At 44.2% G+C, this 24,858-nt stretch carries 22 protein-coding genes and 2 pseudogenes; 9 read left to right on the top strand and 15 right to left on the bottom strand.

The window, feature by feature from the left end:
• Positions 1-110: 110 nt before the first annotated feature.
• The 4 genes and pseudogenes from gcvPA to K2Q13_RS11140 form a co-directional block, all read left to right on the top strand.
• A pseudogene (gcvPA, locus tag K2Q13_RS11155) lies at positions 111-1,097 on the top strand (aminomethyl-transferring glycine dehydrogenase subunit GcvPA); the annotation flags it as partial.
• 56 nt (positions 1,098-1,153) lie between these two features.
• A complete protein-coding gene (gene tpx / locus K2Q13_RS11150) occupies positions 1,154-1,651 on the top strand; it encodes a thiol peroxidase (RefSeq protein WP_292921184.1) in 498 nt (165 codons plus the stop codon).
• A 21-nt stretch (positions 1,652-1,672) separates the two neighbouring features.
• Complete coding sequence (gcvPB, locus tag K2Q13_RS11145) at positions 1,673-3,124, top strand: aminomethyl-transferring glycine dehydrogenase subunit GcvPB (RefSeq protein ID WP_292921183.1); 1,452 nt, start codon at positions 1,673-1,675, stop codon at positions 3,122-3,124.
• A gap of 41 nt (positions 3,125-3,165) precedes the next feature.
• Positions 3,166-4,101: a carbohydrate kinase family protein gene (locus K2Q13_RS11140; protein ID WP_292921182.1), complete on the top strand. Its 936-nt coding sequence runs from the start codon at positions 3,166-3,168 to the stop codon at positions 4,099-4,101.
• Positions 4,102-4,378: 277 nt separating this feature from the next.
• Here the strand turns inward: K2Q13_RS11140 and K2Q13_RS11135 are convergent, their stop codons facing one another.
• The 4 genes from K2Q13_RS11135 to K2Q13_RS11120 all read right to left on the bottom strand — a co-directional run bounded on the left by K2Q13_RS11135 (position 4,379) and on the right by K2Q13_RS11120 (position 7,169).
• Complete coding sequence (locus tag K2Q13_RS11135) at positions 4,379-5,725, bottom strand: ATP-binding protein (RefSeq protein ID WP_292921181.1); 1,347 nt, start codon at positions 5,723-5,725, stop codon at positions 4,379-4,381.
• Complete coding sequence (locus K2Q13_RS11130) at positions 5,722-6,408, bottom strand: response regulator transcription factor (protein ID WP_292921180.1); 687 nt, start codon at positions 6,406-6,408, stop codon at positions 5,722-5,724. Before K2Q13_RS11130 ends, K2Q13_RS11135 begins: the two co-directional genes overlap by 4 nt.
• A 72-nt stretch (positions 6,409-6,480) precedes the next feature.
• A complete protein-coding gene (locus K2Q13_RS11125) occupies positions 6,481-6,774 on the bottom strand; it encodes a PepSY domain-containing protein (protein WP_292921179.1) in 294 nt (97 codons plus the stop codon).
• Positions 6,775-6,854: 80 nt separating this feature from the next.
• The gene (locus tag K2Q13_RS11120; RefSeq protein ID WP_292921178.1) at positions 6,855-7,169 is read right to left on the bottom strand and encodes a hypothetical protein; all 315 of its coding nucleotides are present in this window, start codon (positions 7,167-7,169) and stop codon (positions 6,855-6,857) included.
• A 1,268-nt stretch (positions 7,170-8,437) separates the two neighbouring features.
• Here K2Q13_RS11120 and K2Q13_RS11115 point away from each other — a divergent pair.
• On the top strand, positions 8,438-9,127 hold the full coding sequence (locus K2Q13_RS11115) for a hypothetical protein (protein ID WP_292921177.1): 690 nt from the start codon (positions 8,438-8,440) through the stop codon (positions 9,125-9,127).
• A 27-nt stretch (positions 9,128-9,154) separates the two neighbouring features.
• Here K2Q13_RS11115 and K2Q13_RS11110 read toward each other — a convergent pair whose 3' ends face one another.
• Both K2Q13_RS11110 and K2Q13_RS11105 read right to left on the bottom strand, forming a co-directional pair.
• Entirely contained in the window at positions 9,155-10,459 is a 1,305-nt protein-coding gene (locus K2Q13_RS11110) for a deoxyribodipyrimidine photo-lyase (RefSeq protein ID WP_292921176.1), read from the bottom strand.
• A 25-nt stretch (positions 10,460-10,484) separates the two neighbouring features.
• Entirely contained in the window at positions 10,485-11,393 is a 909-nt protein-coding gene (locus K2Q13_RS11105) for a TIGR01777 family oxidoreductase (RefSeq protein WP_292921175.1), read from the bottom strand.
• 187 nt (positions 11,394-11,580) lie between these two features.
• Here K2Q13_RS11105 and K2Q13_RS11100 point away from each other — a divergent pair, with 187 nt between their 5' ends.
• Positions 11,581-11,826 (top strand): hypothetical protein, encoded by a 246-nt coding sequence (locus K2Q13_RS11100; protein WP_292921174.1) that lies wholly within the window; start codon positions 11,581-11,583, stop codon positions 11,824-11,826.
• Positions 11,827-12,416: 590 nt separating this feature from the next.
• On the opposite strand, the gene K2Q13_RS11095 is transcribed toward K2Q13_RS11100, so the two are convergent.
• From K2Q13_RS11095 to K2Q13_RS11075, 5 genes and pseudogenes are all read right to left on the bottom strand, one after another.
• Positions 12,417-12,848 (bottom strand): hypothetical protein, encoded by a 432-nt coding sequence (locus tag K2Q13_RS11095; RefSeq protein ID WP_292921173.1) that lies wholly within the window; start codon positions 12,846-12,848, stop codon positions 12,417-12,419.
• Positions 12,802-13,500, bottom strand: a pseudogene (locus K2Q13_RS11090) (RHS repeat-associated core domain-containing protein); the annotation flags it as partial. The pseudogene K2Q13_RS11090 and the gene K2Q13_RS11095, both read right to left, overlap by 47 nt.
• Before the next feature lie 23 nt (positions 13,501-13,523).
• Positions 13,524-13,829: a hypothetical protein gene (locus tag K2Q13_RS11085; protein ID WP_292921171.1), complete on the bottom strand. Its 306-nt coding sequence runs from the start codon at positions 13,827-13,829 to the stop codon at positions 13,524-13,526.
• Positions 13,830-13,841: 12 nt separating this feature from the next.
• Entirely contained in the window at positions 13,842-14,087 is a 246-nt protein-coding gene (locus K2Q13_RS11080) for a hypothetical protein (protein WP_292921170.1), read from the bottom strand.
• A gap of 189 nt (positions 14,088-14,276) precedes the next feature.
• Positions 14,277-14,639: a hypothetical protein gene (locus K2Q13_RS11075; RefSeq protein ID WP_292921169.1), complete on the bottom strand. Its 363-nt coding sequence runs from the start codon at positions 14,637-14,639 to the stop codon at positions 14,277-14,279.
• Positions 14,640-15,025: 386 nt separating this feature from the next.
• Here K2Q13_RS11075 and K2Q13_RS11070 point away from each other — a divergent pair, with 386 nt between their 5' ends.
• Positions 15,026-17,824 (top strand): LamG-like jellyroll fold domain-containing protein, encoded by a 2,799-nt coding sequence (locus K2Q13_RS11070; RefSeq protein ID WP_292921168.1) that lies wholly within the window; start codon positions 15,026-15,028, stop codon positions 17,822-17,824.
• A 43-nt stretch (positions 17,825-17,867) separates the two neighbouring features.
• On the opposite strand, the gene zapE is transcribed toward K2Q13_RS11070, so the two are convergent.
• Genes zapE through K2Q13_RS11055 form a run of 3 tightly spaced genes read right to left on the bottom strand, consistent with a single transcriptional unit; the run spans position 17,868 to position 21,193 of the window.
• Positions 17,868-19,037 carry a cell division protein ZapE gene (zapE, locus tag K2Q13_RS11065; protein ID WP_292921167.1) on the bottom strand — a complete coding sequence of 390 codons (1,170 nt, stop codon included), beginning with the start codon at positions 19,035-19,037 and terminating at the stop codon, positions 17,868-17,870.
• A gap of 9 nt (positions 19,038-19,046) precedes the next feature.
• Positions 19,047-20,423 (bottom strand): MFS transporter, encoded by a 1,377-nt coding sequence (locus tag K2Q13_RS11060; RefSeq protein ID WP_292921166.1) that lies wholly within the window; start codon positions 20,421-20,423, stop codon positions 19,047-19,049.
• Complete coding sequence (locus tag K2Q13_RS11055; protein WP_292921164.1) at positions 20,420-21,193, bottom strand: exodeoxyribonuclease III; 774 nt, start codon at positions 21,191-21,193, stop codon at positions 20,420-20,422. The genes K2Q13_RS11060 and K2Q13_RS11055 overlap by 4 nt, the downstream gene beginning before the upstream one ends.
• 26 nt (positions 21,194-21,219) lie before the next feature.
• On the opposite strand from K2Q13_RS11055, the gene pyrE reads away from it, so the two are divergent.
• Complete coding sequence (gene pyrE, locus K2Q13_RS11050) at positions 21,220-21,867, top strand: orotate phosphoribosyltransferase (protein WP_292921163.1); 648 nt, start codon at positions 21,220-21,222, stop codon at positions 21,865-21,867.
• 1,115 nt (positions 21,868-22,982) lie between these two features.
• Positions 22,983-23,609, top strand: a complete 627-nt coding sequence (locus tag K2Q13_RS11045) for a PEP-CTERM sorting domain-containing protein (protein WP_292921162.1) — start codon at positions 22,983-22,985, stop codon at positions 23,607-23,609.
• Between the two features lie 119 nt (positions 23,610-23,728).
• Here the strand turns inward: K2Q13_RS11045 and corA are convergent, their stop codons facing one another.
• Positions 23,729-24,844, bottom strand: coding sequence for a magnesium/cobalt transporter CorA (corA, locus tag K2Q13_RS11040; protein ID WP_292921161.1), 1,116 nt, complete (start codon positions 24,842-24,844; stop codon positions 23,729-23,731).
• Positions 24,845-24,858 lie beyond the last annotated feature (14 nt).

The raw sequence follows: 24,858 nt of genomic DNA, 5'->3' as shown, positions 1-24,858 counted from the left end.
ATTTTCTGCTCCATGGTGCTGATGGCGCCATAACCACTACCTACAACCTTTGCTTCTTTTAGGAATTTGGACCGCAAACCTGTGATATATCCTAGGTTGTTGCCAGCCGGATGGATGTCTCCAATGCCAGCATGTATGACGGTGCTACGGCTTTGGCTGAAGCTGCTTTGATGGCGGTGCGTTCGCATAAAACATCACGACGCATTTTGATTCCACAAACAGTACATCCCGTTTATCGTCAAGTGGTTCGTGCCATTGTCAGCAATCAAAAAATTGAAGTGGTCGAATTGCCCTACTGCACCGAATGCGGGCAAATTCTGCCGGAATCATTAGCCAATTCGAATCATGAAGATTTTGCCGCATTGGTGATTCCGCAACCTAATTTCTTTGGGGTGTTGGAACAAGTTGATGCATTGACCGATTGGGCACACAGTAAAAATGCTTTTGCCATCGGCGTCGTCAATCCAACCGCACTGGCATTGTTAACCCCTCCGGGGGAATGGGGCAGCAAAGGCGCCGATATCGCTGTTGGTGAAGGCCAGCCACTTGGAATACCGCTGTCCAGTGGTGGGCCGTACTTTGGTTTTATGGCGTGCAAGAATGAATTGGTGCGTCAAATGCCGGGCCGTATCATTGGTCGTACCACGGACTTGGATAATAAAGAAGGATTCGTGCTGACGCTACAGGCACGCGAACAACATATCCGCCGCTCCAAAGCAACATCCAATATTTGTACCAATCAAGGGTTGATGGTGACCGCTGCCACTATTTTTATGTCATTAGTGGGTCCGGAAGGATTGCGTCGGGTCGCGGCACAATCACATGCCAATACGCTGGAATTGGTTGAGCAATTGGTGAAGATTAAAGGCGTTGAAAGAGCATTTAGTGGACCTGTATTTCATGAAGCGGCACTAACTTTGTCTAAGCCGGTTGTGGATGTATTGAGTAAACTGAAGCAAAAAGGAATTCTGGGAGGATACAGTTTGCAAGGACAATACCCCGAATTGGGTAATGGCTTGCTGGTTTGTGCGACGGAAACCAAGACTGAATCTGACTTGCAGAATTATGCTGTTGCCATGCAGCAGGCACTTGGTTAATTAACTGCGGTTTACTCAAACTTATTACTTATCAACTTTATCTTTAAGGAAAAATCATGGTTACTCTCAAAGGAAACCCCATTAAAATTGAAGGGACTTTTCCCAAAGTCGGTCAAAAAGCACCGTCATTTTCTTTGGTCAATCGAGACCTACAAGATGTTACATTGGACAATTACGCGGGGAAAAAGAAAGTATTGAATATTGTTCCCAGTTTGGATACGCCGGTATGTGCGATTTCAACCCGCAAGTTTAACCAGCAGGCCAGTAACATGGATAATACCGTTGTACTGATCATTGCTGCTGATCTGCCTTTTGCCATGAGCCGATTCACTGATGCTGAGGGATTGGATAAAGTGGTTACCTTATCCACCATGCGTGGCGCCAATTTCATGAAAGATTACGGTGTTTTGATTGCTGACAGTCCATTTGGCGGTATTACAGCACGCGCGGTGATTGTACTGGATGAATCGGATACCATAATTCATGCCGAACTGGTTCCAGAGATTGCAGACGAGCCGAATTATGAGGCAGCGATAGCTGCTTTGAAGCAATAAATGAGATTGAACCCATAGATTATGTTGATATTTGAACACTCGCGCCCAGGGCGTCTTAATTATTCTCAATCACCGGCAAAGCCGGCAAGCAAATCGGCGATTCCGCAAAACTTGCTGCGCAAATCGAAAGTGCTTCTGCCGGAAGTTTCCGAGATGGATACGGTGCGTCACTTTACCCGCCTGTCACAAAAGAATTTCTCAATTGATACCGAATTTTACCCGCTGGGTTCATGCACAATGAAATACAATCCGCGTGCGTGTAATTCGTTAGCCATGTTACCGCAATTCATATCCAGGCATCCGCTGGCGCCTGAAGACACTGGCCAAGGTTATCTTGCTTGCATGTATGAATTGCAGGAAATCCTGAAAGCAGTCACCGGTATGGCTGCTGTCAGCTTAACGCCGATGGCGGGTGCGCAAGGCGAGTTGATCGGTGTCATGATGATTCGTGCCTATCACGAATCGCGCGGCGATTTTGACCGCACCGAAATCATTGTGCCTGATGCGGCGCATGGCACGAATCCTGCCACGGCCGTAATGTGCGGCTTCAAAGTGGTGGAAATTGCTACTGATAAAGATGGGAATGTCGATCTGGATGCTCTGAAGGCTGCCGTTGGGCCAAAAACTGCCGGATTGATGCTGACCAATCCTTCCACATTAGGTGTGTTCGAAAAGAATGTTGCTGAAATGAGTCGCGTGGTACATCAGGCCGGTGGATTGCTGTATTACGACGGCGCCAATTTGAACGCGGTATTGGGTAAGGTGAAACCGGGCGATATGGGTTTTGATGTGATTCATATCAACCTGCACAAAACCTTTTCTACCCCGCATGGTGGTGGTGGTCCGGGTTCTGCACCAGTGGGCGTGGCCGAGCGCTTGTTGCCTTTTATCCCAATTCCGATTGTTGCCAAGGAAGGCGATACCTATCGTTGGATCACTGAGAAAGACAAACCGCAATCCATTGGACGGTTATCCGCGCACATGGGTAATGCTGGAGTATTGTTGCGAGCCTATATTTATGTTCGTTTACTGGGATTGGATGGTATGCATCGCATTTCCGAATTTGCCACACTGAACGCTAACTATTTGATGGCCGAATTGCGCAAAGTGGGATTTGAAATTGCTTACCCTAACCGCCGAGCCAGTCATGAATTTATTGTCACGCTGAAAGATATCAAGGATAAAACTGGCGTAACCGCGATGAATCTGGCCAAACGACTACTTGATAAAGGTTATCATGCACCGACAACCTATTTTCCGCTGCTGGTACCCGAATGCTTATTGATTGAGCCAGCCGAAACGGAATCCAAGGAAACGCTGGATGCTTTTGTCGCATCAATGAAAGAAATTCTGCAAGAAATCGAGACACAACCAGATATGGTGAAAGGCGCACCGCATACCATGCCAGTGCGTAAGCTGGATGATGTTAAGGCTGCGCGTGAGCCCGATTTGGTTTGGAAACCGGATGCCTGATTCAATAATTAAATACTATTAATCGAAGTGGAATCCGAATAATGCGTACATTGATATGCGGTTCAATCGCTTACGATAATATTATGGTTTTTCAGGATCAGTTTAAGAATCACATTCTGCCTGAGAAAATCCACGTTTTGAATGTCGCATTTTTGGTTCCTGAGATGCGCCGTGAATTCGGCGGTTGTGCCGGTAATATTGCGTACAATCTAAAAATGCTGGGCGGAGAGCCTGTCATGATGGCTACTGTTGGCGACGATTATGCACCTTATGCCAAGCGGTTAGAGCAATTACGCTTGACTCAGGAGCATGTGCTGCATGTTGCCGATACCTTTACTGCACAGGCTTTCATCACTACTGATCTGGACGATAATCAGATTACTGCATTTCATCCAGGAGCGATGAATTTCTCGCACCTCAATTCCGTGCAAGAAACAAGTGATATTCGGTTAGGCATTATCGCTCCAGACGGACGCGATGGCATGATGTTACATGCACGTGAATTTTACGAAGCCGGCATCCCTTTTATTTTTGATCCGGGACAGGGGCTACCGATGTATAACAAAGAAGAGCTACTTGATTTCATCGACAAAGCGGATTATATCGCTGTCAATGACTATGAAGGCCAGATGTTGCAAGACCGTACGGGAATCAATCTGGAATCCTTAGCGAACAAAGCCAAAGCATTGATCATTACCTTGGGCGCGCAAGGCTCTATCATTTACGCCGATGGTAAAAAAATTGAAATTCCTAGCGTCAAGCCGAAAGCAATTGTCGATCCCACCGGCTGCGGCGATGCCTATCGCGCTGGCTTGTTATATGGCATTGTCAATAATCTGGAATGGCAAACTGCAGGACAACTTGGCTCGCTAATGGGTTCGCTAAAAATTGCTCAACGCGGTGGACAAAATCATCAGTTTTCTCGCGATGAGATTGATCAGTATTATTTTGAGAGTTTTGGTGTTCGTGTTTTCTAAATGTCGATCTGAATCTGCTGCTGTTGTTCAGAATTTTTACCGCTTCTAACACTATGTATTATAATCTTCTTAATTTTTCACAACAGTGCAGCGAGTAACACTAACCTTGTCATAGCAACTGCCGTCATACTTTGTTAGCGCCATACACTTCGAGCTATTTTTCCGTATACGCTGTATATAACCTCTAAAATTCCACGCCCCGTTTAATAATACGTTCCGGCAATCGGGCAGAATCACGCTCGCGATTTGTGTTTCGGTAAGTTCGCTGTGAACAAGATCAGTGCTGCTTACTCTGTTTCAAGCGCAGAGCAACGCAGAGGCCACCAGTTGTATTATTTTCGATTGAAAGTTCCCCGCCATAAACTTGTGTGATATCACGCACGATGGCTAAGCCGATACCGTGACCAGGTATAGATTGATCGGCGCGTACGCCACGTTCGAGAATTCTAGCGATTTCATGAGATTGAATACCAGGGCCATCATCTTTGACCTGAATGATCACCTGGCTTCCCTGATAACCCGCGGATAAATGAATGCTCTGACGGCACCATTTAAAAGCGTTGTCGATCAGGTTTCCCAATAATTCCATTAAATCCCCCTCATCGATACGCAAACCGGTGGATTCATCAATCTCAGTAGTGATGTGAGGGTTCTTATCACGATAGGCTTTCGTCACGGTGTTAACAATTCGGTCGACCATGGGACGTAGCATGATCAGTCTCATGCCCGGTGAGCTGCCGGCAGTTGCGGCACGGCGTAATTGATACTGGATGGTGTTATCCATGCGGTCAATTTGTTCCTGAATCGTTTTGCGCCGGATGGTTTCATCTTCTTCGCCCTGGATTGCGCCCTGCAGAACGGCGAGCGGTGTTTTGAGACTGTGTGCTAAGTCGGCGAGACCATTACGATAGCGTTTCTGTTGTTTATGTTCGTGGTTGATCAGAGAGTTAATGTTATCGGTTAATACTTGTATTTCACTGGGATAAATGCCTTTCAAGTTTTCTTTCTGTCCGGATTCTATGGCGGCAAGTTCAGTCGATACTTTGCGAAGTGGCTGTAGCCCCCAATGCAATACCAGCATTTGGGTTGCTAATAGAAAAACTGCCATGATGCTCAGCCAGCCCCACAAATCTTCCCGATAACGTTCAATCTGCGCCTCAAACAATACGGTATCCGTAATGACAATGAAAGTTAGCGGATAATCTCCGGTAGGGGTTTCCCAGGCAACGCCGTAGCGATAGATGAAGTAGGGTTCCTCATTGAGCATGATTTGGCTAAATTCTTTTTTGCCTTTCTCTAGCAAAGCAATAGGCGGTATGGGTTTGTTGAGTGATGAATTGGAGCGCCAGACAATAGTATTGGTCGGATCGACGATATAAGCATAGGTGTCTGAATTGACGTGGCCGAGCTCTGCATCGAGCAAATTGGTCGGCACATCCAATTCGTTGGAATCTTCAACTTCGGCATCTCCCATGAGCATGAGCAGCTTGGCGAATAGGCGATCTTTTACACCTAAGCGCGCACTATCATAAAAAGCACGGTCCAGAGTTAACGCAATTCCAACGATAAAAATCAGCATAACAAAGGTTGCGCTGAACAGGATGCGCCGGTTTAATGACATCATGACGATTTATTGCACTCCATGGTGAATCGATAACCGCGGCCACGCATGGTTTCAATAGGATTAAGAGTGCCATTGGGATCGAGTTTACGGCGTAGCCGGCCGATCATGACTTCGAGCACATTGCTGTCACGATCTTCGTCGTGTGGGTAGAGGTAGTCGGATAATGTGTGCTTGGAGAGAACCTCGCCATGATGGCGAACCAATTCTTCCAGCAGGCGATATTCAAACGATGTGAGCTCAATTTCCACATCGTTGATGGCAACGGATTGAGCAGTGACATCCAAAGTGATGGGGCCGCATTTTAGGATTGTCTGTGGTATGCCGGTCGCGCGACGTAGTAGCGCTTTAACTCTGGCATGCAGTTCTTCCATTTGAAATGGTTTGGTCAGGTAGTCATCCGCACCCATTTCCAGGCCTTGCACTTTGTCTTGCCAACTGCTCCGAGCGGTCAGAATCAGAATTGGTAGTAGATTTCCGCGTTCACGCAGTGCTTTGACAATTTCCAAGCCGGATTTTCCGGGCAAGCCGATATCAATAATGGCTGCATCTAGTGGGTATTCTGAAGCAAGAAATAAACCTTCATCGCCATCGCTGCAAGTATCGATCATATAACCTGCAGTTTCCAATTGCTGGCGAATCTGATTTTGTAACCTGAATTCATCTTCAATGACCAGGATGCGCATTCTTGACTCCTGAAATATCGGTTTGAGAAAAATTAAGCTTGTTTGAGACAGCGACTTTCATGAGGTATTGAGTTAGTGAGTGGATATCACCGAACCATCCTGTGCATTGATTAGAACTGTGTGCACTGTGCCATGGTCGCTGAGTATTTTAATACGGTAAGTATGGCCGACTTGGTTGATCGCCAGCACCCGGCCTTTGAAATGTTGTTGTGCGATCGTGATCGCTTTTTGCTCGGTGATTTCGCTTGCTGTGCCGTTTTCGGTGCGGTGATAGTTTGCAGTGTTATTTTGCCAGTCCGCTATTGTCAGAGTGCTCGGGGCAATCAGCGCCACTAGGATTACTAAAATTTTCCATTCTCTATTCATACTGACCATCCCATACGCTGGAGACAGAAATCAAGCTGCAACAGGTACGTTGTTTTAATACCTGTTGCTAGCCGTGCTTGTCAGAAGCGTATCATAAAATCCATATTTCCGGTGCCAATGCCCATTATAGTTTGAGGAGGAGGGATGTACACCGGCGCAGGATAGTAATTATAACTATATCGTGGTTGCGGGTAATAGGGCTGGTAATAGCCACGAGGCTGGCTATATACATAACCATATCCACCGTAATTGTGATGATGGTGATGACCATGGTGGTGTTTGTGATGATGGCCGTGATGACCTCTGCCGGCTTGTGCTAATGAAGGGACCGTTAAAGTAATAAAAAATACTGCACTCAGTAACAGGCTGATCAGCTTTGTTGTTTGGGTGTCCATGATGTTTCTCCTTCAGTTATTTTTTCAGGTTTATTCTTAGTAATGTCAATTTACACAGAGCACTGTGAATGGAAACTGAATGAGAAATAGAGCGAGCGAGAATCGGCGGAGGACGTAAATATCAGATCAGAAATCACCTAAGAGGTGCGCCGAGAAAACAGTGACCTGCTCACGGTTATCATGCGGTGTATTCGGATTCTGAGCGAAAAACTTAGATCAGTAGATCAGAAAGAACTAGCTTGTTATTGATAAATATCTTTGAGGTTATGTATTCTAAGTTCCAAATAAGAGCCCTGGATTTTTTCCAGGGCTCAATTGAAAACAAGTTTTTAAAATTTCAAATTGCGATCTTTTAGTCAAAAGAAACTAATAGTTGCTTTTTTCCTTATTATTGCTATTTAATTATTTGATCCTCTTGGATCTGCCAGAGAATCAGCAGCAAGAGAATTTTATTGAGAGTCTCCCTCTTTACTGTCTTTATAAAGGCTTGGTGGGTATTGCCCAGGTTTACCTTCGCCCCCGCATGCGGTTAAAGGGAGTGTGAACGCTAAGAGAACTGCTGCTAATAGTAAATATTTCATGAGAATCTCCTTTGTTATTAAAATCAAAAATTGCTTATAAACAAATTTAATGTCACGTTGAAACTTTATCAGTTACAGACCATATCTAAAATCTTTATCCGGAAGTGAACTTCCTTTTATGGAGCAAGATTTCTTTTTAGAAGATCATTGGGTTGCTTGATTCTAAAACACTAAAATATGGCTTTATTCGAATAAGAAAAGCACTTACTCACAGTAAGGATAACACTAAAAAAACGAGTATGGAATGGAAATGCATTAGATGAATGCATCACGATAGATATTATGAGGTATTTATACGCTTAATTTTCGCGTTTATTCTTAGGGTTGGAAAAAATATTTGATCTTTGTCACATTGTAATTATTAGGTATTATAAATATTGCCTGGAGCTATTGAATGAGAATGATTTTTTGGCATCGACTGTCAAGGTTTTTTAAGGATTACAGAATTTTTAAATTTAGGGGGAAAATAAATCAGTTCGAAAAATTTTCTAATCCTCTTAGACGTAAAGGTATGGTTTTTCTTATAAACTCAGTTATTTTTGGGATGGAAAGCAGTTGTGTGCGGTGAGTGTGGATGCCTTCGATGTGGTAACTCAGGAATTAACTTGACACTTGTTTGCGTCCCAAGCAAACTCAAGCGTACGTGTGTCACAGCTGCATGGATCAATTGTTTATATGAGTATATTTATGAGACTAACCGAATTGATGTCCAGGGACTTTTTCAACCAAATACTTGACCAACTGAAAGGTTCACTGCGTTTGCTGATGATTCCTTATTTGATTGTGGTGGTTGCGCTTTTTTCGGTCTGGATTATCAGTTGGCAATACGACATATTGATCGATAATTTTTTCCGGGAACCTGCTGCAATACTCAAATTTAGTCCATTCCTCGGGGTCATGTCCAATGTGGGGGTGTTGCTTTGGACATTCTCGGCGGCTATTTGCCTGTTTGTGGCAGTGCTTTTGATAAAAAATGGCAGCAAGAAAATCGGGTTATATTTGTTATATTCAGCGACATTGACCTTTGTTTTGCTGGTCGATGATTTCTGCTTGTTGCATGAACATATTTTTCCGCAGTATTTAAATGTGCCGGAGAAGGTTTTTTATTTGGCATATATTTTGGCGATGCTGTTCTTTTTCATTATCTTTGCCAGGATTATTTTACAGACAGATTACATTATTCTATTAATAGCTTGCGCCTTCCTAGCATTATCCATCGTGTCTGATCTGGTATTACGGCAAACAGGTATTGCAGTTCTGGTCGAAGATGGCTTCAAGCTGTTTGGTATTGTAACGTGGTTGATTTACTTCTCTCGCACCTGCTATCAGCAAACCGTAATATTACTCAAACCTGGAGTTGGAATTGAAAGCGATTAGCGTCTGCGTTGTATGCCAGTTATTCGCTTAGCCGATAGCCTGCCGATAGGCTTTTAAGCAACGCTCCCGTGCATAAGTGTGTTCGACCATCGGTGCTGGATAGCCGGGCGTGCGCCAATCATTTATCCAAGTCTGAATATAGTTGGAGTTTTTATCAAATTTCTTGAGTTGCGTTTCCGGATTGAAAATTCTGAAATAAGGTGCGGCATCCACGCCACAACCCGCTACCCATTGCCAGTTTCCGACATTGCTCGCCATTTCGTAATCCAGCAATTTTTTCGCAAAATAGGCTTCGCCCCAACGCCAATCAATCAATAAGTGTTTACACAAAAAACTAGCGGTAATCATGCGCACCCGATTGTGCATAGCGCCGGTTGCATTGAGTTGACGCATGCCAGCATCGACTAGGGGGTAGCCGGTTGTTCCTTTACACCAGCGCTCGAATTCAGCCTCGTTATTGCGCCACTGAATGCGGTCATAGCGTGGCTTGAAACTGCTATTTTGTGTATGGGGAAAATGCCACAGGATCTGGCTGAAGAACTCGCGCCAGATCAGTTCATTGCTGAAACTATCGTTACTGTGGTTCAGTGCTTGCTGAAAGATTTGCCGAATGCTAATTGTGCCGAATCGTAAATGCGGACCTAACAACGATGTGGCGGCTAATGCAGGAAAGTCTCTGTCACGCGCATAATGTTGCAGCAATTCCGTGTCCAATCGGTAAGCTGGAATGGTTAGGGTAGATCGAACAAAACCAATATCAGCCAGCGAAAGATTAGGCAAGTATGGATGTTTAACCGTATTTTCCAGTTTTGCCAAGGTTGAATAATTCATCAGCGTAACTTGATTCTGAATCTTTCTCCATTTGCGCATATAGGGGGTATACACGATGTAGGGGCTGCCCGAATCCTTGACGATCTCTTTTTTTTCAAATAACACATGATCTTTATAGGTATAAAAGTCCACTGATCGTGCCTGTAACCATTGATGTACGGCTTCATCCCGTTTGCGCGCAAAAGGCTCGTAGTCATGGTTAGCGTAAACTGTAACAACAGGATGTGAACGCAGAATTTGCTCGAAAACTTCTAATGGATTGCCGTAATAGAGGGCGATTGAGCTCGCATATTTTTTCTCCAGCCGCGCACGCAGGGCTTGCAAGGTATCGTAGATGAAAGTGACGCGTGCATCGTTTTCGGACAATCCTGTCAGAATTGATGGATCAAATATAAAAACCGGTAAAACCGGTTGCCCGGATGCCAGAGCATGTGATAGTCCGGCATTATCATCCAAACGCAGATCACGCCGGAACCAGAACACAGCAAGGGGTGTCCTCATCACAAGATTTGTTTAGCGTGAAGAATTAGCTTTCGGCAAATAAATCGGCCAGAGCCATCGATAAATTATCAAATTTGAATTTGAAATCATATTCTTCCAACAACCTTTTGGGGGTGATGTGATAACTGTTTAAAGCCAATGCAGCCGCTTCGCCCAATGCCAGTTTTAGGATAAATGCCGGTGTAGGGAAGAAAGAAGGGCGATGCAGCGCTTCACCCAATTGAGTTGCAAATTCGCGATAGCGTACCGGATTGGGGGATACGGCATTAATTGCGCCCTGATAACGAGTATCCAGTGCCGCTTCGAGATAAACCGAAACAATGTCGTCAATATGTATCCAAGGCAGCCATTGTTTGCCATTGCCGACAGGCCCACCTAATCTCAATTTGAAAATTGGCAATAGTTTTTGCAGCATGCCGCCATCACCCAGTACTACTCCAGTGCGAATACTGACGCGACGTACGCCTCCATGCTCAATCCGAGCTGCTTCCGATTCCCAATCATGGCAAATGGTTTGCATAAAACTGAGTTGCTCAGGCACTGCATAGGATTCGTCATACAAATCATCGCCTATGCCTGGATAAATACCAATTGCCGAGCCGCAAATGAAAGCTTGTAAACTATCTGGCGTAGCAGCTACGAGCTTTCGCGTGCTGAGTATGCGTGAAGCATAAATCTCCTGCTTGCGCGCCTCGGTCCAGCGACCATCTCCCAGATTCTCACCCATCAGATTGATGATGATCTGACAATCTTGCAATGCTTCAGCAGGCACGTCTTGTGTGACATAGTCCCAGTCAAATGCTGGAACATCGAGCATCTGGCTTGCGTGCTTGCCGTTGCGGCTCAGTACCTTGATCGTATGGTGATTCTGCTGTAGACGTTGTACTAGGTGACGGCCGATAAATCCCGTTGCGCCTGTTATGAGTATGTTCATTTTGGTAAGCTCATGGGCAGATATAAAGATAAATGCAGGATACACTCATTCCAGATTTTTTTCAGTCGGGCCTTGTGGCGCTACGTGTAACAGTTAAGGCAGGCAAAGTATAATTGCAACATGCAGTAGTAATGTTACTTCGATCTACAACATATCGGATCACCTGAGTACTCAAGCGGTTAATATCATGCATATACTGTTCAAGACAGAATTCAGGACGCAAACCCGAGGCTATACGCTTTTAATTGAGCGTGATCTGTTGGGTGATTTATCCATTGTGCGCTGCTGGTATGGATTGTATAACCGGCGCGGCGGATACAAACGCGAGCTTTTTACAGATCTCGAGCTAGCTTGCGATGAATATTGGCGAGTGGTAACCAGACGATTGCACAGGGGTTATGCGTTGGTACATGAATATAAAGCTGCTGCATAAGCGGCCGGGTTGCTGGTTCTTCACTGATTCTGCATCCCGGGGATTTTCCACAAAATCTGTGGATAAAACTGTTAATTGAACTCCTAAGTTATAGGGGCCAAGAGGGTTTAGCTTGTTGCTTGAAATTATGGCGTATTCTTTCTTGCTAATAAAATCCACAATTACCAATTACTGTTGTTGGCATCATGGCCCCAGAGTTTGAAGCTGGTATTGTCCGGCTGGCCGGTGATGTGATCTCAAAAAACCAGGATGAATGCATTGGCAATATTCTCAATTCGGGACCTGTCCCCGTGCTTGAAAGCAGCCACTATTAAGTCTTTCTTGGAATTTTCTCCCCAAATTTTCTAATAATTGTTCTCTTTTTCCAATGGGAGTTTGGTAAAAAGATTTTTTAGCTTCATTACGTTCATGAAACGGCAAACCAGCCCCATCAAAGTTACTTATCACTGTAAAAAGACCAAGTGGATCAATTTAGGTAAGCGGATTCTGCAGCGCATACCCATAAGTATTGAGACCACCCGCCAACCCAATCGGACAGGCGAGATGTATCTGCTGGTCTCCGGCTCATAATACCGAAAGTAATTGTAATATTAAATATTGATCTTAATACTTAGATTATCAATTGACTCCAATATGTATTCATGTTCATTTATTTTTAATTCTACATAAGGTTTTCCTTCTTGCATCGCACCAATAGAATCTATTGCTTTTATTGGTAGTACAGTATCTTTATCAAATTTTATAACCTTGCTTTCGCAATAAATGTTACCTGATTTCTGTTTCTTGCATATCGACCGATAGTCCTCTACATCGGCTTTGTACACCGCAAATAGTAATTTATAACACTTATCTAAATCTGGCCTATTAACCATATTAATCGAAGATAAAACTAATGAAGAAAATAAAGCTTGTTCTACTTCCCCGAATTCATCTTCACCATTATCAAGTTTCTTATACCAATTTCCCCAAACTTCCTTACAGCAAGCCAGCCAAACAAGTATATGTGGCGTAATGTCTATCATTAGAAGCCTCCTGTCGGCTGAGCACCTTCACGAGCAGCATCAATAATATCTTTTCTTGATACGCTTGAGCATGCCTAGAAATACCAGATTTTATGCTTCCATCTGGAAGAGTATTTCGGAAATTAGGATGTGTGTGCGGTGACAATCCGCCATGTGGTTTCGACGGCGAAAAATCTACATGTTTAAATATATCACCCTGAGTATTCTTTACCTTATTACTTCTAGCGAGAGTTGTATTTATTTTTCTACCACTAGGTATTTTTATTCCTCGCTCATGCAACGTAGATAGGGACGCTTTGTCCTTCGCAACAAACCTACCTAGAACTTTGCTACCAACAGCCCCAAGAGGAATCGCACTTGTTATCGCAGAAATCGCAACACTACCTTTATTTACACATTGCAGATTACCACCGTTATCAAGCAATTGTGATCCGAGATCAAACAGAGCGCTAGTTAATGCACCAACAACCGCACCTACTGCTGCTGCACAAGCTGGATTACCGGCACAAGCAGCTATTAATGCAGGGACAGCTTCACCAGTTGGATCAGTATAGGTAAGCGGATTTTGCAGCGCATACCCATAAGTATTGAGTCCTCCCGCAAGCCCAATGGGATCAGAAGAGATATAACGCCCCGTTTCAGGGTCGAAATCCCTAAAGAAATTGAAGCATTAAATTAACTCCAAACTATAGGTGACTCTCCTTCTCGCTTCAGAACAATCGCCTCAGGACCATTGTAATCATCATCTTCCATGCCGATCGATACACATTTTCCATCTGCCAGTGTAATTATTATATTGCCCTCTTTTTTGTCTATAGATTTGACAGCCTTTCCTTCAATAGAAAGTATAGAACCACCATCGTAACGGTAGTTATTAAAAATACTCAACGTGGTCCCATCAGAGAATACGATCTGAACATAATCGTGCACTTCCTCAACTTTCTTGATGATGTGTCCAATCAATATCTGTAGTGAATCCATAATAAAAAACTCTTAATCGATTGAAAAATGGCCATTTTTATTAGAAATAGTTCGACCAGCACTCGGATTTACACCCTGACCAGGCTTGTTCTCATATTTGATATACCCGTTCGGATAACCTGGGTTATTACCCCTTGCTGGAATCGGATTCATGATACGCATTGTATCTACCTGACCATTAGAGCCCTCCTTGCCACCGGTAAAGGCACTACCCAGTTGGATCAGTATAGGTAAGCGGATTCTGCAGCGTATACCCATAAGTATTGAGTCATCCAGCGAGCCCAATTGGATCAGAGAAAAGATACCGTCCTGTTTCCGGCTCGTAGTCTCTAAAGTAATTGTTTAATCTCTTCCGGGTTTAATTCCTCGCCCCTTGGGGCGTAGGCTGGTTGAAAACCAGCAGCTTGAAAAGCGTATTTAATACCTCGCTGCTTGCGGCGGGGTACTTTATTTAGATTCATAGAGTGTCAACTCTTTAAGAAGCTGTTCACTCAAAAGCCCTTTGAACCCAGAATAACACTCTTCATCTTGAGGTAAATTTTCTAAAAATGAAACGGAAACTAGCTCCTGTAACTTCGTATCTTTCGCTGAAAAAGCTTTATCAAGCAGTGACAGTAACAATTTCAAAGATTTAGAATCTGGGTCATTCTTATAGACTTCAACTGCGAACCTCGTTACATCACCCATAAACACATGTTCAAGCACCTCATCGTAATCATCTATATGCTCATCGTACACTGGCACAAGTTCGGAATTACTTTCAAAGAGAACCTTAATGAAGGATGTAAAGTTAAAAATTAATTTCGTCATTTTCCACCACCCAGCGCATTCGTTAAGTCGTCCAGCATTGATTGAGCCGCCGCCCTGTCAGATGAAGATGCATTTGGATTTTTACGCAACCACTTGTTTAACTTGCAATTCCCTGTAGCTTACCACGGGGAGCATTATAGATTGTGTTTTTGAAGTTAACGTAGCGCCCCGTTCTTGGTTTTCTGTGCCGTAATACCCCCTGGTCTTGCCGCGGGGATAGGCGCAGGGCGCGCGGAGCAAGTTTATTTTCGTCTTTTGATAAGTTCAAGTAATTCTGAGAAATAAGCCTAAAAACTTCTTCTTTTCTGACACCGTTAATTCTTTGCATAATTCATAATAACCTGCTGAATAATTGTTCTATTGTTGTAATTATGAGGAGCTCTTTGATGTCACCAAGTGCCACAAACAGTGTCGTGCAACAAATCATTTTGCTTGCAATGGGCGTACCTGCTTCGGTAAAGCTGCGCAGTGAAATATCGGATTTATATGAGGCAACTGGCGATTGGCAGTCTGTTGCGGTGGTGGTGGATGCATATATGAACAGCCAGGTTCCACTGACTCGGAACGGCATTAGCGGCTTGGTACAGGCCACGGCATCGAATGCCCTAGGGCTAAGATTATCGGATAATGAAGCCGCGCAGGTAACGCATGATTTGATGAATCGTGGTATTGATACTTGGTCTAAACTATTTGTGTTTGTAATGAGTGAATTGACTGGTGAGCCAAGGCAGGTATTGGATCAGCGTGCAACTGCTGCAGAGAATTTTACCGATTTACTGGCAAGTCTCGATAAAGACAGCGATTATCATGGGATATCAATACATAGTGCAGTGCGCGAATGGATGCAAGGCATTGGTGCGTCAAATGCCTCATTACAGGCAGCGGAACAAAGTGCTGCCGAGTTGATTGCCCGGTTTAGCGATAACACTATAAGCGGTACAGTTCTGGATGGTTATATCAGTGGTGCAACGGTTTTTATCGATGAAAACGGAAACGGGATTTTAGACGCAGGTGAATACAGTACAACAACCAATGAAACAGGTGTATTTTCATTTGTGGGTGATGTGCCTCGTGGTCAATATATCGCCATAGGCGGAATCGATTTGGCGACCGGTAAACCATTTACTGGCAGGTTGATGGCGCCGGAAGGCGCAGTGGTCATGACGCCACTGACAACTTTGATAAGCGTAATGCTGCGCAACGATCAGACGCTGAGTATAGATATGGCGGAAGGGCTGCTTTTCAAGGGATTTGATGTGCCGCGTGTAGATTTGTCCGTATTCGATCCCATTGCCAGCAGTTTATACGGCACTACTCTGGAACAGAAGGTAGCCGCTGTCAAAATACAAGCGATAGTTACACAAGTCGTCAATTTACTTAATGTTGTCCAACCCCCGCTGGAAACATTTGTACCCAGTTACTTTAGAGTCGAGCAATTTGTACTTAACACGCTATCTGCACATCTAATCGCATCCGCTAGTACAGATAATGGGCTGGATTTAAGCAATAAACAAACACTCACGGGCATCATAAAAGATACGGTAATAGCGATGGGTATTATCGATGCAGACAGTGCGCCAGAAAAAATAGAATTGGCCGACACACTTATTGGGCAAGCTGCCGAGTTACTGCGTGGAATGAATGCACTGGTACAAGAAACCGCCAATCAGTTTGAAGATGGCCGAATCTCTAACGCGCTCACCAGTTTATCCGACATGGTAAAAGTGCAAACACTGATACAAACTGATGTTGCATTGGCAGTTGCAGAAGATGTATCGAGTGGTAGTTTTGAGAATGTCGTCAACCAATTTGCCCCTAATAATCTGGCGGCGGCACTTGATAAAATCGAAACCGGTTTTTTCGACAATCAAACCCCAGTCAATGATGGGTCGGCATTGACTAATCCTGTTTCACCGGCAGGAAACAAACATGCACCTCAAGTATTTGATGAATTCTTCCTTAATTTTGATGGTATTAATGATTACATTCAAATCGGCAATAATCCTAATCTTGAGATGACTGCAACCATGACTATGGAAGCATGGATAAAACCGGATAGCTCAAGTAACGTGAATCAAATGATTATTAATAAAGAGGGGGAATATGAGGTTGGCTTATTTCCTGATGGAACCATACGCTGGGCTTTTAGTAATACCAGTCCAGGGTGGACTTGGTACGATACCGGTCATGTTGTATCCGCCAATGAGTGGATTCATATTGCTGTTTCCTACGACAATGGTGTTGTCAAAACATATGCTGATGGAACATTAGTACATACCTATAATGGTTCTGGCGTAATCGGCGATGCGCATCCGGTGCTTGATGATTTACGAATAGGTGGGCGTTCTAATAATCCGCCGGGGAAATATTTTGATGGTTTGATCGGGGAGGTGCGAATTTGGAGCATTGCCCGTACCGGTGCAGAAATTTCCGCAAATTATAATCAATATCTATCAGGTTCAGAGACTGGTCTGGCAGGAAATTGGAGATTAAACGAGGGAACAGGCACTTTGGTCGATGATATTTCACCGCTGAATAATGATGGTACATTGGGCGGCGCAGTAACGGCGCAGGAACCCGGTTGGGAAGGATACGCAACGCAAGAAGACAATAGCCTTAATGTGCCTTCTTTATTGGGCGTGTTGAGCAATGATTTTGATGATGCCGGACATACACTGACGGCTACGCTTGTATCCAATGCCAGGCATGGAACACTGAGTCTGAATCCAAACGGATCGTTTACATATACCCCGGATGCAGATTATTCCGGAATAGATAGCTTTAGATATAAGGCGAGTGATGGGATCAGGGGTGAGAATAGCGACACTGTCAGAATAAGTGTAAGCAATGTCAATGATGCGCCGGTAATTTCCTCAGATGGCGGTGCTGCAAGTGCTAATCTTACGGTTAATGAGAATGCAACATTGGTAACAACGGTAATCGCTAGCGATATAGATACTGGTGATACGCTGTCCTACAGCATTAGTGGCGGCAATGATCAAGTGCTGTTCAACATTGATGCCAATAGCGGAGCATTAAGCTTTGTGAGCGCACCGGATTTTGAAACGCCATTGGATGCTAATCACGACAATATTTATGAAGTAACAGTTCAGGCTGACGATGGGCAAGGCGGGGTCGACACTCAGATCCTCTTGGTTACGGTTAATGATGTCTTTGGTTTTTGAAGTATAACAAGCTAAACAATCACCAGCTTAAGGCGGTGATTGTTTAGCTATACAAGTTTTTGCCATGGCCTCTTGCCAGATAACTTTCCGATTGCATTTCCATCAGGCGCGAAATCGTGCGTTCAAATTCAAAACTGATATCTCCTCCGGCATACAGTGATTGCAGAGGTACAGCGGCTGAACACAAAAATTTCACGCCATGTTCATACAGTGCATCGATCAAATGGATGAAACGCTTGGCTTCGTTGTTGTTTTCCTGGTTGAATTGCGGGATCGCAACCATGATGACGGTATGATAGGTTCTGGCAATGGCGAGATAATCTGCGGTGCCGAGAGGATTGGCGCACAGGCGTTTAAACGAAAAAACGGCGACGCCTCGCGCTGCTTTAGGAACGAACAACATTCGGCCCTGCACGTTTAATTCTTCGCTGGGAACCTTGTGACGGTCTTCCACACGGCGGTCGGTAAGGCGAAAGAATGTGGCCGACAGCTCGGTCGTAGTTGCTTCGTTAACCGGGAAATAGTAAGTTTGTGCACCTTTCAAGCGGTTATAGCGATAATCGATTGGACTGTCCAGTGAAATAATCTCAAGCTTATCTTTTATCTGTTGAATGAATGGTAGAAAGCGCTGGCGATTCAAACCATTTTTGTAGAGATCGTCGGGTGAACGATTAGAGGTGGTGACTACCACGACACCTTGCGCAAACAGTTCATTGAAAAGCCGGGTCAGCACCATCGCATCGGCGATATCGGTAACCTGGAATTCGTCAAAACATAATAACATTGTGGTATCGGCTATTTTCCGTGCGATCGAAGGAATCGGGTCTGCATCGCCGGCGCGCGAGCCCTGTTGTGCACGTTCCTGTACTGAGAATTCGTGCCATTTTTTGAGTCGGTCATGAACATCCAGCATGAATTCATGGAAATGAACGCGTTTCTTCGATTCGATTGGAATCGTCTTGTAAAATAAATCCATTAGCATGGATTTGCCGCGTCCTACACCCCCATAGAGATAAATGCCTTTTGGGGCCGATTTATTACTGCCAAGCCAGAGAAACAATCGAATAGGCCATTTCTTTCCGGTTGTGCGGGCATTAAGCAATTCACCATGTAATCGCTCCAGAGCGGCAACAGCTTTAGCTTGATCGGCATCCGGCTTCAGCTCGCCGACGCTGATCAGCGCTTGATATTCAGTTTCAGGATTTGTCTGCATGAGAGATGATTATTTGGAAGAATGCGTAAACTTAGCCTGTCCGGCGAGCCACACCAGAATCAAAACAGGCAAACCAAGTATAGCGGTTGCTATAAAGAAATTTTCATAACCGTATGCATCGACAAATTGTCCGCTGAAACCGGCGATGAATTTGGGTAGCAGCAGCATTACCGAGCTAAATAATGCATACTGAGTGGCTGAATATGCCGAGTTGGTTAGTCCGGATAAATAAGCGATAAAAGCGCAAGAAGCGATACCAGCAGAAAGATTATCTGCTGAAATGGTAAAAATTAACCCGCTGACATCATGCCCCCGTCCTGCTAACCAGACAAACAGCAGATTAGTTGCGGCAGACAGCACTGCCCCCAGAAACAGCGTGCGCATGATGCCGATTTTGACTGTCAGCACGCCTCCGATCGCTGCGCCTACAATGGTCATGATGACGCCATACACTTTTGAAATCGTGGCAACTTCTTCTTTGCTATAGCCCATGTCGACATAGAAGGGATTGCTCATCACGCCCATCACAACATCGGAGATACGGTAGATGGCAATCAGGCCTAGGATCAGCAATGCCTGCCGGCCATGTCGCATGATAAAGTCGCGGAATGGCGCAATTAATGCGCCATAAAGCCAAACTAGCAAGCTGCCGATGCGGGGATGAAGATGCCACGCTGCAATGGCTTGTTGTGCGATTTTTTCATTTTCTGAGATTAATCGGTTGTAGGGCACATCCGGTTCGCGAATGATAATTGTACTGATAATGCCGACCACCATGCTGCCGGCCATTACCAGATAAGCGAAACGCCACGGCGCGTGGTCGTAAGTATCTGCGGTGACATCAACCGCCGCAGCAATCCACAGCACGCCAGCCGAAGCCAGGATCATCGCGACGCGATAACCGGCCTGATACGTAGCAGCCATCGCGCCTTGCAATTCTGGCGCAACGGCTTCGATGCGATAAGCGTCGAGCGCGATGTCCTGTGTGGCGGACGCGAATGCCACGGCCAGTGCGAAAAATACTAAATGTGTCAGATTAAGAACAGGATCGGTGAGTGCCATGCCCGTCAGCGCCATGGCAATGGTGATCTGCGACAGTAACAACCAGGCACGGCGGCGACCCAGCCATCGCGTCAGCAGTGGTAGTGGCATTCGATCAACCAGTGGCGACCATAGCCATTTAAAGCTGTAGGCCAAACCGATCCAGCTCAGATGGCCAATTGTGGTGCGGTCGATACCAGCCTCCCGCAGCCAGAATGACAACGTACCCATGATCAACAGCAACGGCAATCCGGCGGAAAATCCCAGCGACAGCATGCCGAGTACGCGGGGGTGGGTATATACCCGTAGTGCTTGCAACCAACTGGATAATGCCGCCGATGTCATAATTCGTGATCGTAGTCGATGATCAGTGGCGCATGATCGGAAAAACGCTCATTTTTATAAATTGAAGTAGTCCGCGCTTGTTGTGCGATAGCAGGTGTGGCGATTTGGTAGTCGATGCGCCAACCTACGTTTTTCGCCCAGGCTTGCCCACGATTCGACCACCAAGTGTACTGATCCGGTTCGGTGTTCAGCTGGCGAAATACATCGATAAAACCGAAATTTTCAAATACATTAGACAACCAGTCGCGTTCTTCAGGCAGGAAGCCGGAATTTTTCTGATTGGAGCGCCAATTTTTAAGGTCGATTTCCTTGTGTGCAATATTCCAATCGCCGCATAAAATGATTTCTCGATTACTGGCTCTTAGGTTTTGCAATATCGGAAAAAATTTTTCCATGAAATAAAACTTTGCAGCTTGCCGATGTTCACCGCTGGAACCAGATGGTAGATAGATTGAAATGATGCTTAAATTGCCAAAATCAGCTTGCAGATAGCGACCTTCGGCATCAATATCGGCAATGCCAATGCCTTCGATGACTTGGTCCGGCTTTTTGCGGGTATATACGCCGACACCACTATAACCTTTCTGCTCGGCACAATGGAAATAGCCGTGATAGCCATTCGGCGATTGTATCGCGGTGGAAAGATCGGACAATTGTGCCTTTAATTCTTGTACGCAAACGATATCTGCGGGTTGCGACGCGAGCCACTCAAGAAAGCCTTTTTTTACGGCTGCACGAATACCATTTAAGTTAAGCGTTATAATTTGCATCTATCAATTTATGGGTTGATCAAGTTATGTCCGATGATTTCCGGCAAGCCTTTATTCAATTTGCCATCACGCGTAATGTTTTATGTTTTGGTGAATTTAAGACCAAAGCAGGGCGCATCTCGCCGTATTTCTTTAATGCGGGACTATTTAATGATGGCGATGCACTGCACAAACTTGGGCAATTTTACGCCAAAGCGATTGTTGCTGCAGAGCTTCCGTTCGACATGCTGTTTGGCCCAGCCTATAAAGGCATTCCACTAGTCAGTGCCATAGTCATCGCGTTGGCTGAGATGGGGCATAATTATCCATTTTGCTTTAACCGCAAGGAAGCTAAAGATCATGGTGAAGGCGGGGTATTGGTCGGTGCTTCGATGACGGGGCGTGTACTGATTGTCGATGATGTCATTTCTGCGGGCACTTCGGTACGTGAATCGGTCAATTTAATCAAAGCTTCGAATGCAACGCCCTGTGGTGTTGTCATCGCTGTGGATCGCATGGAGCGTGGCATCGGTCAGTTATCGGCGGTACAGGAAGTGCGGCAAATGCATGGACTTACTGTGACTTCGATTATCAATTTGGACGATCTGGTGGAATTTTTGCAGCATCACCCAGAGCTTGCGCAGCATTTGCTGGCGGTGCAGCATTACCGGGAGCAGTTTGGGGTGGACTGCTGATGTAGATATTGCTGCAACACATAGCACAATATTCATTCACGGCTGATTTTAAAAGTAACTAGTCGACTCTGAAAAAATATCGAATAATGAGTATTTCAGGCAAGCTGTCGGGAAAAATGAGTATCTATAAAGATGTGGCGCTTGATGATTTGAGTTTCCATTCAAGAACTCAAGCATTCTGCATTTTTTCCCATGGAAAAAGAGCTAAAAAATGGCTAATAGCCATTGTTTCATGTTCCAAACAGCAGCGGCCATCAACAGGTTGATGCGATCGCCAAGTGTGCTCTTCAGGTAAAAGCTGACTATTCGGTAATCCGATTTAAGGTGACCGATAATGGGTTCAATCGCTGCGCGCCTTCTGCATTGTTTGCGTTCTTTGTCTATTTGATAACGCGTATCTAGTTTTAATGCTTTCCCCGGTAGAATGATCTGCGCTCCATTGACCTCACGTTAGAAGTGGGGCAAACGTTATCCCAGTATCCGAGGAGCATTACCTGAGATCGTTTCAACATCCTAATTTTGTAAATTTTTATTAAGTTAGCACAATGTATTGCGAGTTACAAAATACCCTTTCGCAAAAATCTCTACCTGAATCCAATTGGCGTTATTACCATCAATTGGATTGAAGGAGGTACGAATATCCACACAATATATCAATAGCCTCCCCAATCTAGATGCCGCGCTATACTTGATATTTATGGTTACCAAACAAATGGAAGGAAAAACCTATCGAATGCCTATAATAAGTGTCTATCCTTTCAAACAACACATGCAAAAAATCTTATTCGGCGTTTCTCAGATCGACACTACCTGCCCGTTTGTCTGCGCAGATGTGCTGGTAGATAGTTTCATGGCTTACTGACAATGTGCCTCCAGTTCAAGTCGAGCTAGCGCTTGCTCGTGATGCAGGACATCTTGCCTAATTTATTAGGCAAGATGTCCTGATAACAGATTGTAAAATAAGGAGTAATTGACTATGGTATTAAAGTTCTCCAACGGGTAGCATGAAACTGTTGCGAATTCAGGTATTGAATGTATCTTGAGATGAATTTCCACAGGTACGATTTGGTTGATACAAATTACTTTTATTTTATTAATTTCTTAGAGGCGTACAAATGAGTAAGACATATTTAATGCAGCAAACAATTATTGCAGCTGCGTTGTTGATCGTAAGCGGTTCTGCGAGTGCAGGATTGTCGTTTGTGGCTACCGATACAGCAACTCGAACTGAGGCATTTAATATCGGGGGTTTTTCCACGTTGCCTGTCGGTTCGTCATTGAGCATCGGGTATCTTGACTTCGCGGGACCGGGATCGCAGATGATTACCTATACTTTTCTAGGTCAAGAATCTGGATATAACAACAAGTTTTATGATGTTATAGGTGGTAATGCATTGCTTGAATCTGACCCAATTGGAGCTTCCGTTAGTTCTATAGTTAGTACATCAGGTCCATTAAGCTTTAAGTTTGAAGGTAATGTTGGTAAATTTGCTGTGAATGGAGGTCCTTGGGATAAAAATACTTCGATAGGACTGATTGGAACAAATATGCAAGTAGGCTCTGCTGTCTATGATTTTGTAATAGGATACGACGATAGCGCGGGGAAAAAATATCTGGGTGATTGGGATGATTTTGTTATCGGTGTAAGTGCAGTCCCAGAACCGGAAACCTATGCCATGTTGATGATTGGTTTAGGATTAATTGGATTTTCAGTGCGTAGTCAGAAAAGATCATTTAAATAATAAATAATAAATAATAAATAATAAATAACTAATAAATTAGTTTCCTTTTTAGAGTTCTATTAAAAAGAAACGCTTGATAGAGATTCAATTCAACTTCGGGATTGAATCTCTTTTTTATTTTATATCCATCTTTTCTTCTTAAAATAAATGAGTAAGCTTACGCTAATTACAATAAAGATTACCCATATAGCAGGATAGGCCCAGCGCCATTTTAATTCCGGCATGTATTCAAAGTTCATTCCATAAATACCCGCAATAAAAGTCAACGGTATGAAGATAGACGCAAAAATAGTCAGAATTTTCATTGTTTCATTCATTTTGTTACTGATACTGGAAAGATAAATATCGTGCATCGCCGAAATTCTTTCGCGATAGGAGTCGAGTGAATCGTTAACACGTAATACATGGTCATAAACATCACCGAAATATCGCGAAGTTTTTTCCTGTAATAACGGCGTATCAATACGTTGAATTGTTGCCAATAGTTCACGTAAGGGTGAAATATTACGTTTCATTGAAATCAGGCTGCGACGTATTTGTTGTATGGTTTGTAACATTTCTTTATTAGAATTGAACAAAATATTGTCTTCCAGTGAATCAATGACGTCGTCCAAGCTGTCTTCTACTACAAAATACCCATCAACGACAGTGTCAAGAATAACGTATGCTAGATAATCGCTGCCATTTAGTCGCAATCGACCGCTGCGATTTTGCAGATAGTGATAGACGGGGTCAAATGTAGTGTCAGGTTTTTCTTTGAAAGTAATAACATAGTTGGCTAATAACAAGATACTGATTTGTTCGTACTGTAGGCTAAAAATTTTACTCTGATCAAGGCTGATGCCTTTAATCACCAGGTACAAAAAATCTTCATATTCCTCCAGCTTGGGACGTTGGTGCGTACTTAAAATATCTTCTAATACCAAAGGATGGATGTTCAATTCATGACCAATACCTTCAACAATGCCAATATTGCTTAATCCGTCGATATTTACCCAAGTAATCAGTTCGTTATTTTGCAGCTGTTGCAGATCTGAAATTGAAGAAATTTCATGGCGGATAAATGTTTCGGCATTGTATTGTATTGCTGAGATTTTACATTCTGATTGATGTTTTGCTCCGATGTGTACCAATGTTCCAGCAGGAAGGCCGGATTTGTCGGCCGCGCTGCTTTGCGCGGCATGATCGGCTTGCCTATGTGGCGGCCGAGTTTCTGAATAAAATTTTGTATGCATTAAACTTGCCTGAG

Origin of the sequence: Nitrosomonas sp. (assembly GCF_019752095.1) — a bacterium.
GTDB lineage: Bacteria > Pseudomonadota > Gammaproteobacteria > Burkholderiales > Nitrosomonadaceae > Nitrosomonas.
The sequence above is the reverse complement of the archived record's forward strand: the minus strand, read 5'-3'. Positions and strand labels throughout refer to the sequence as shown.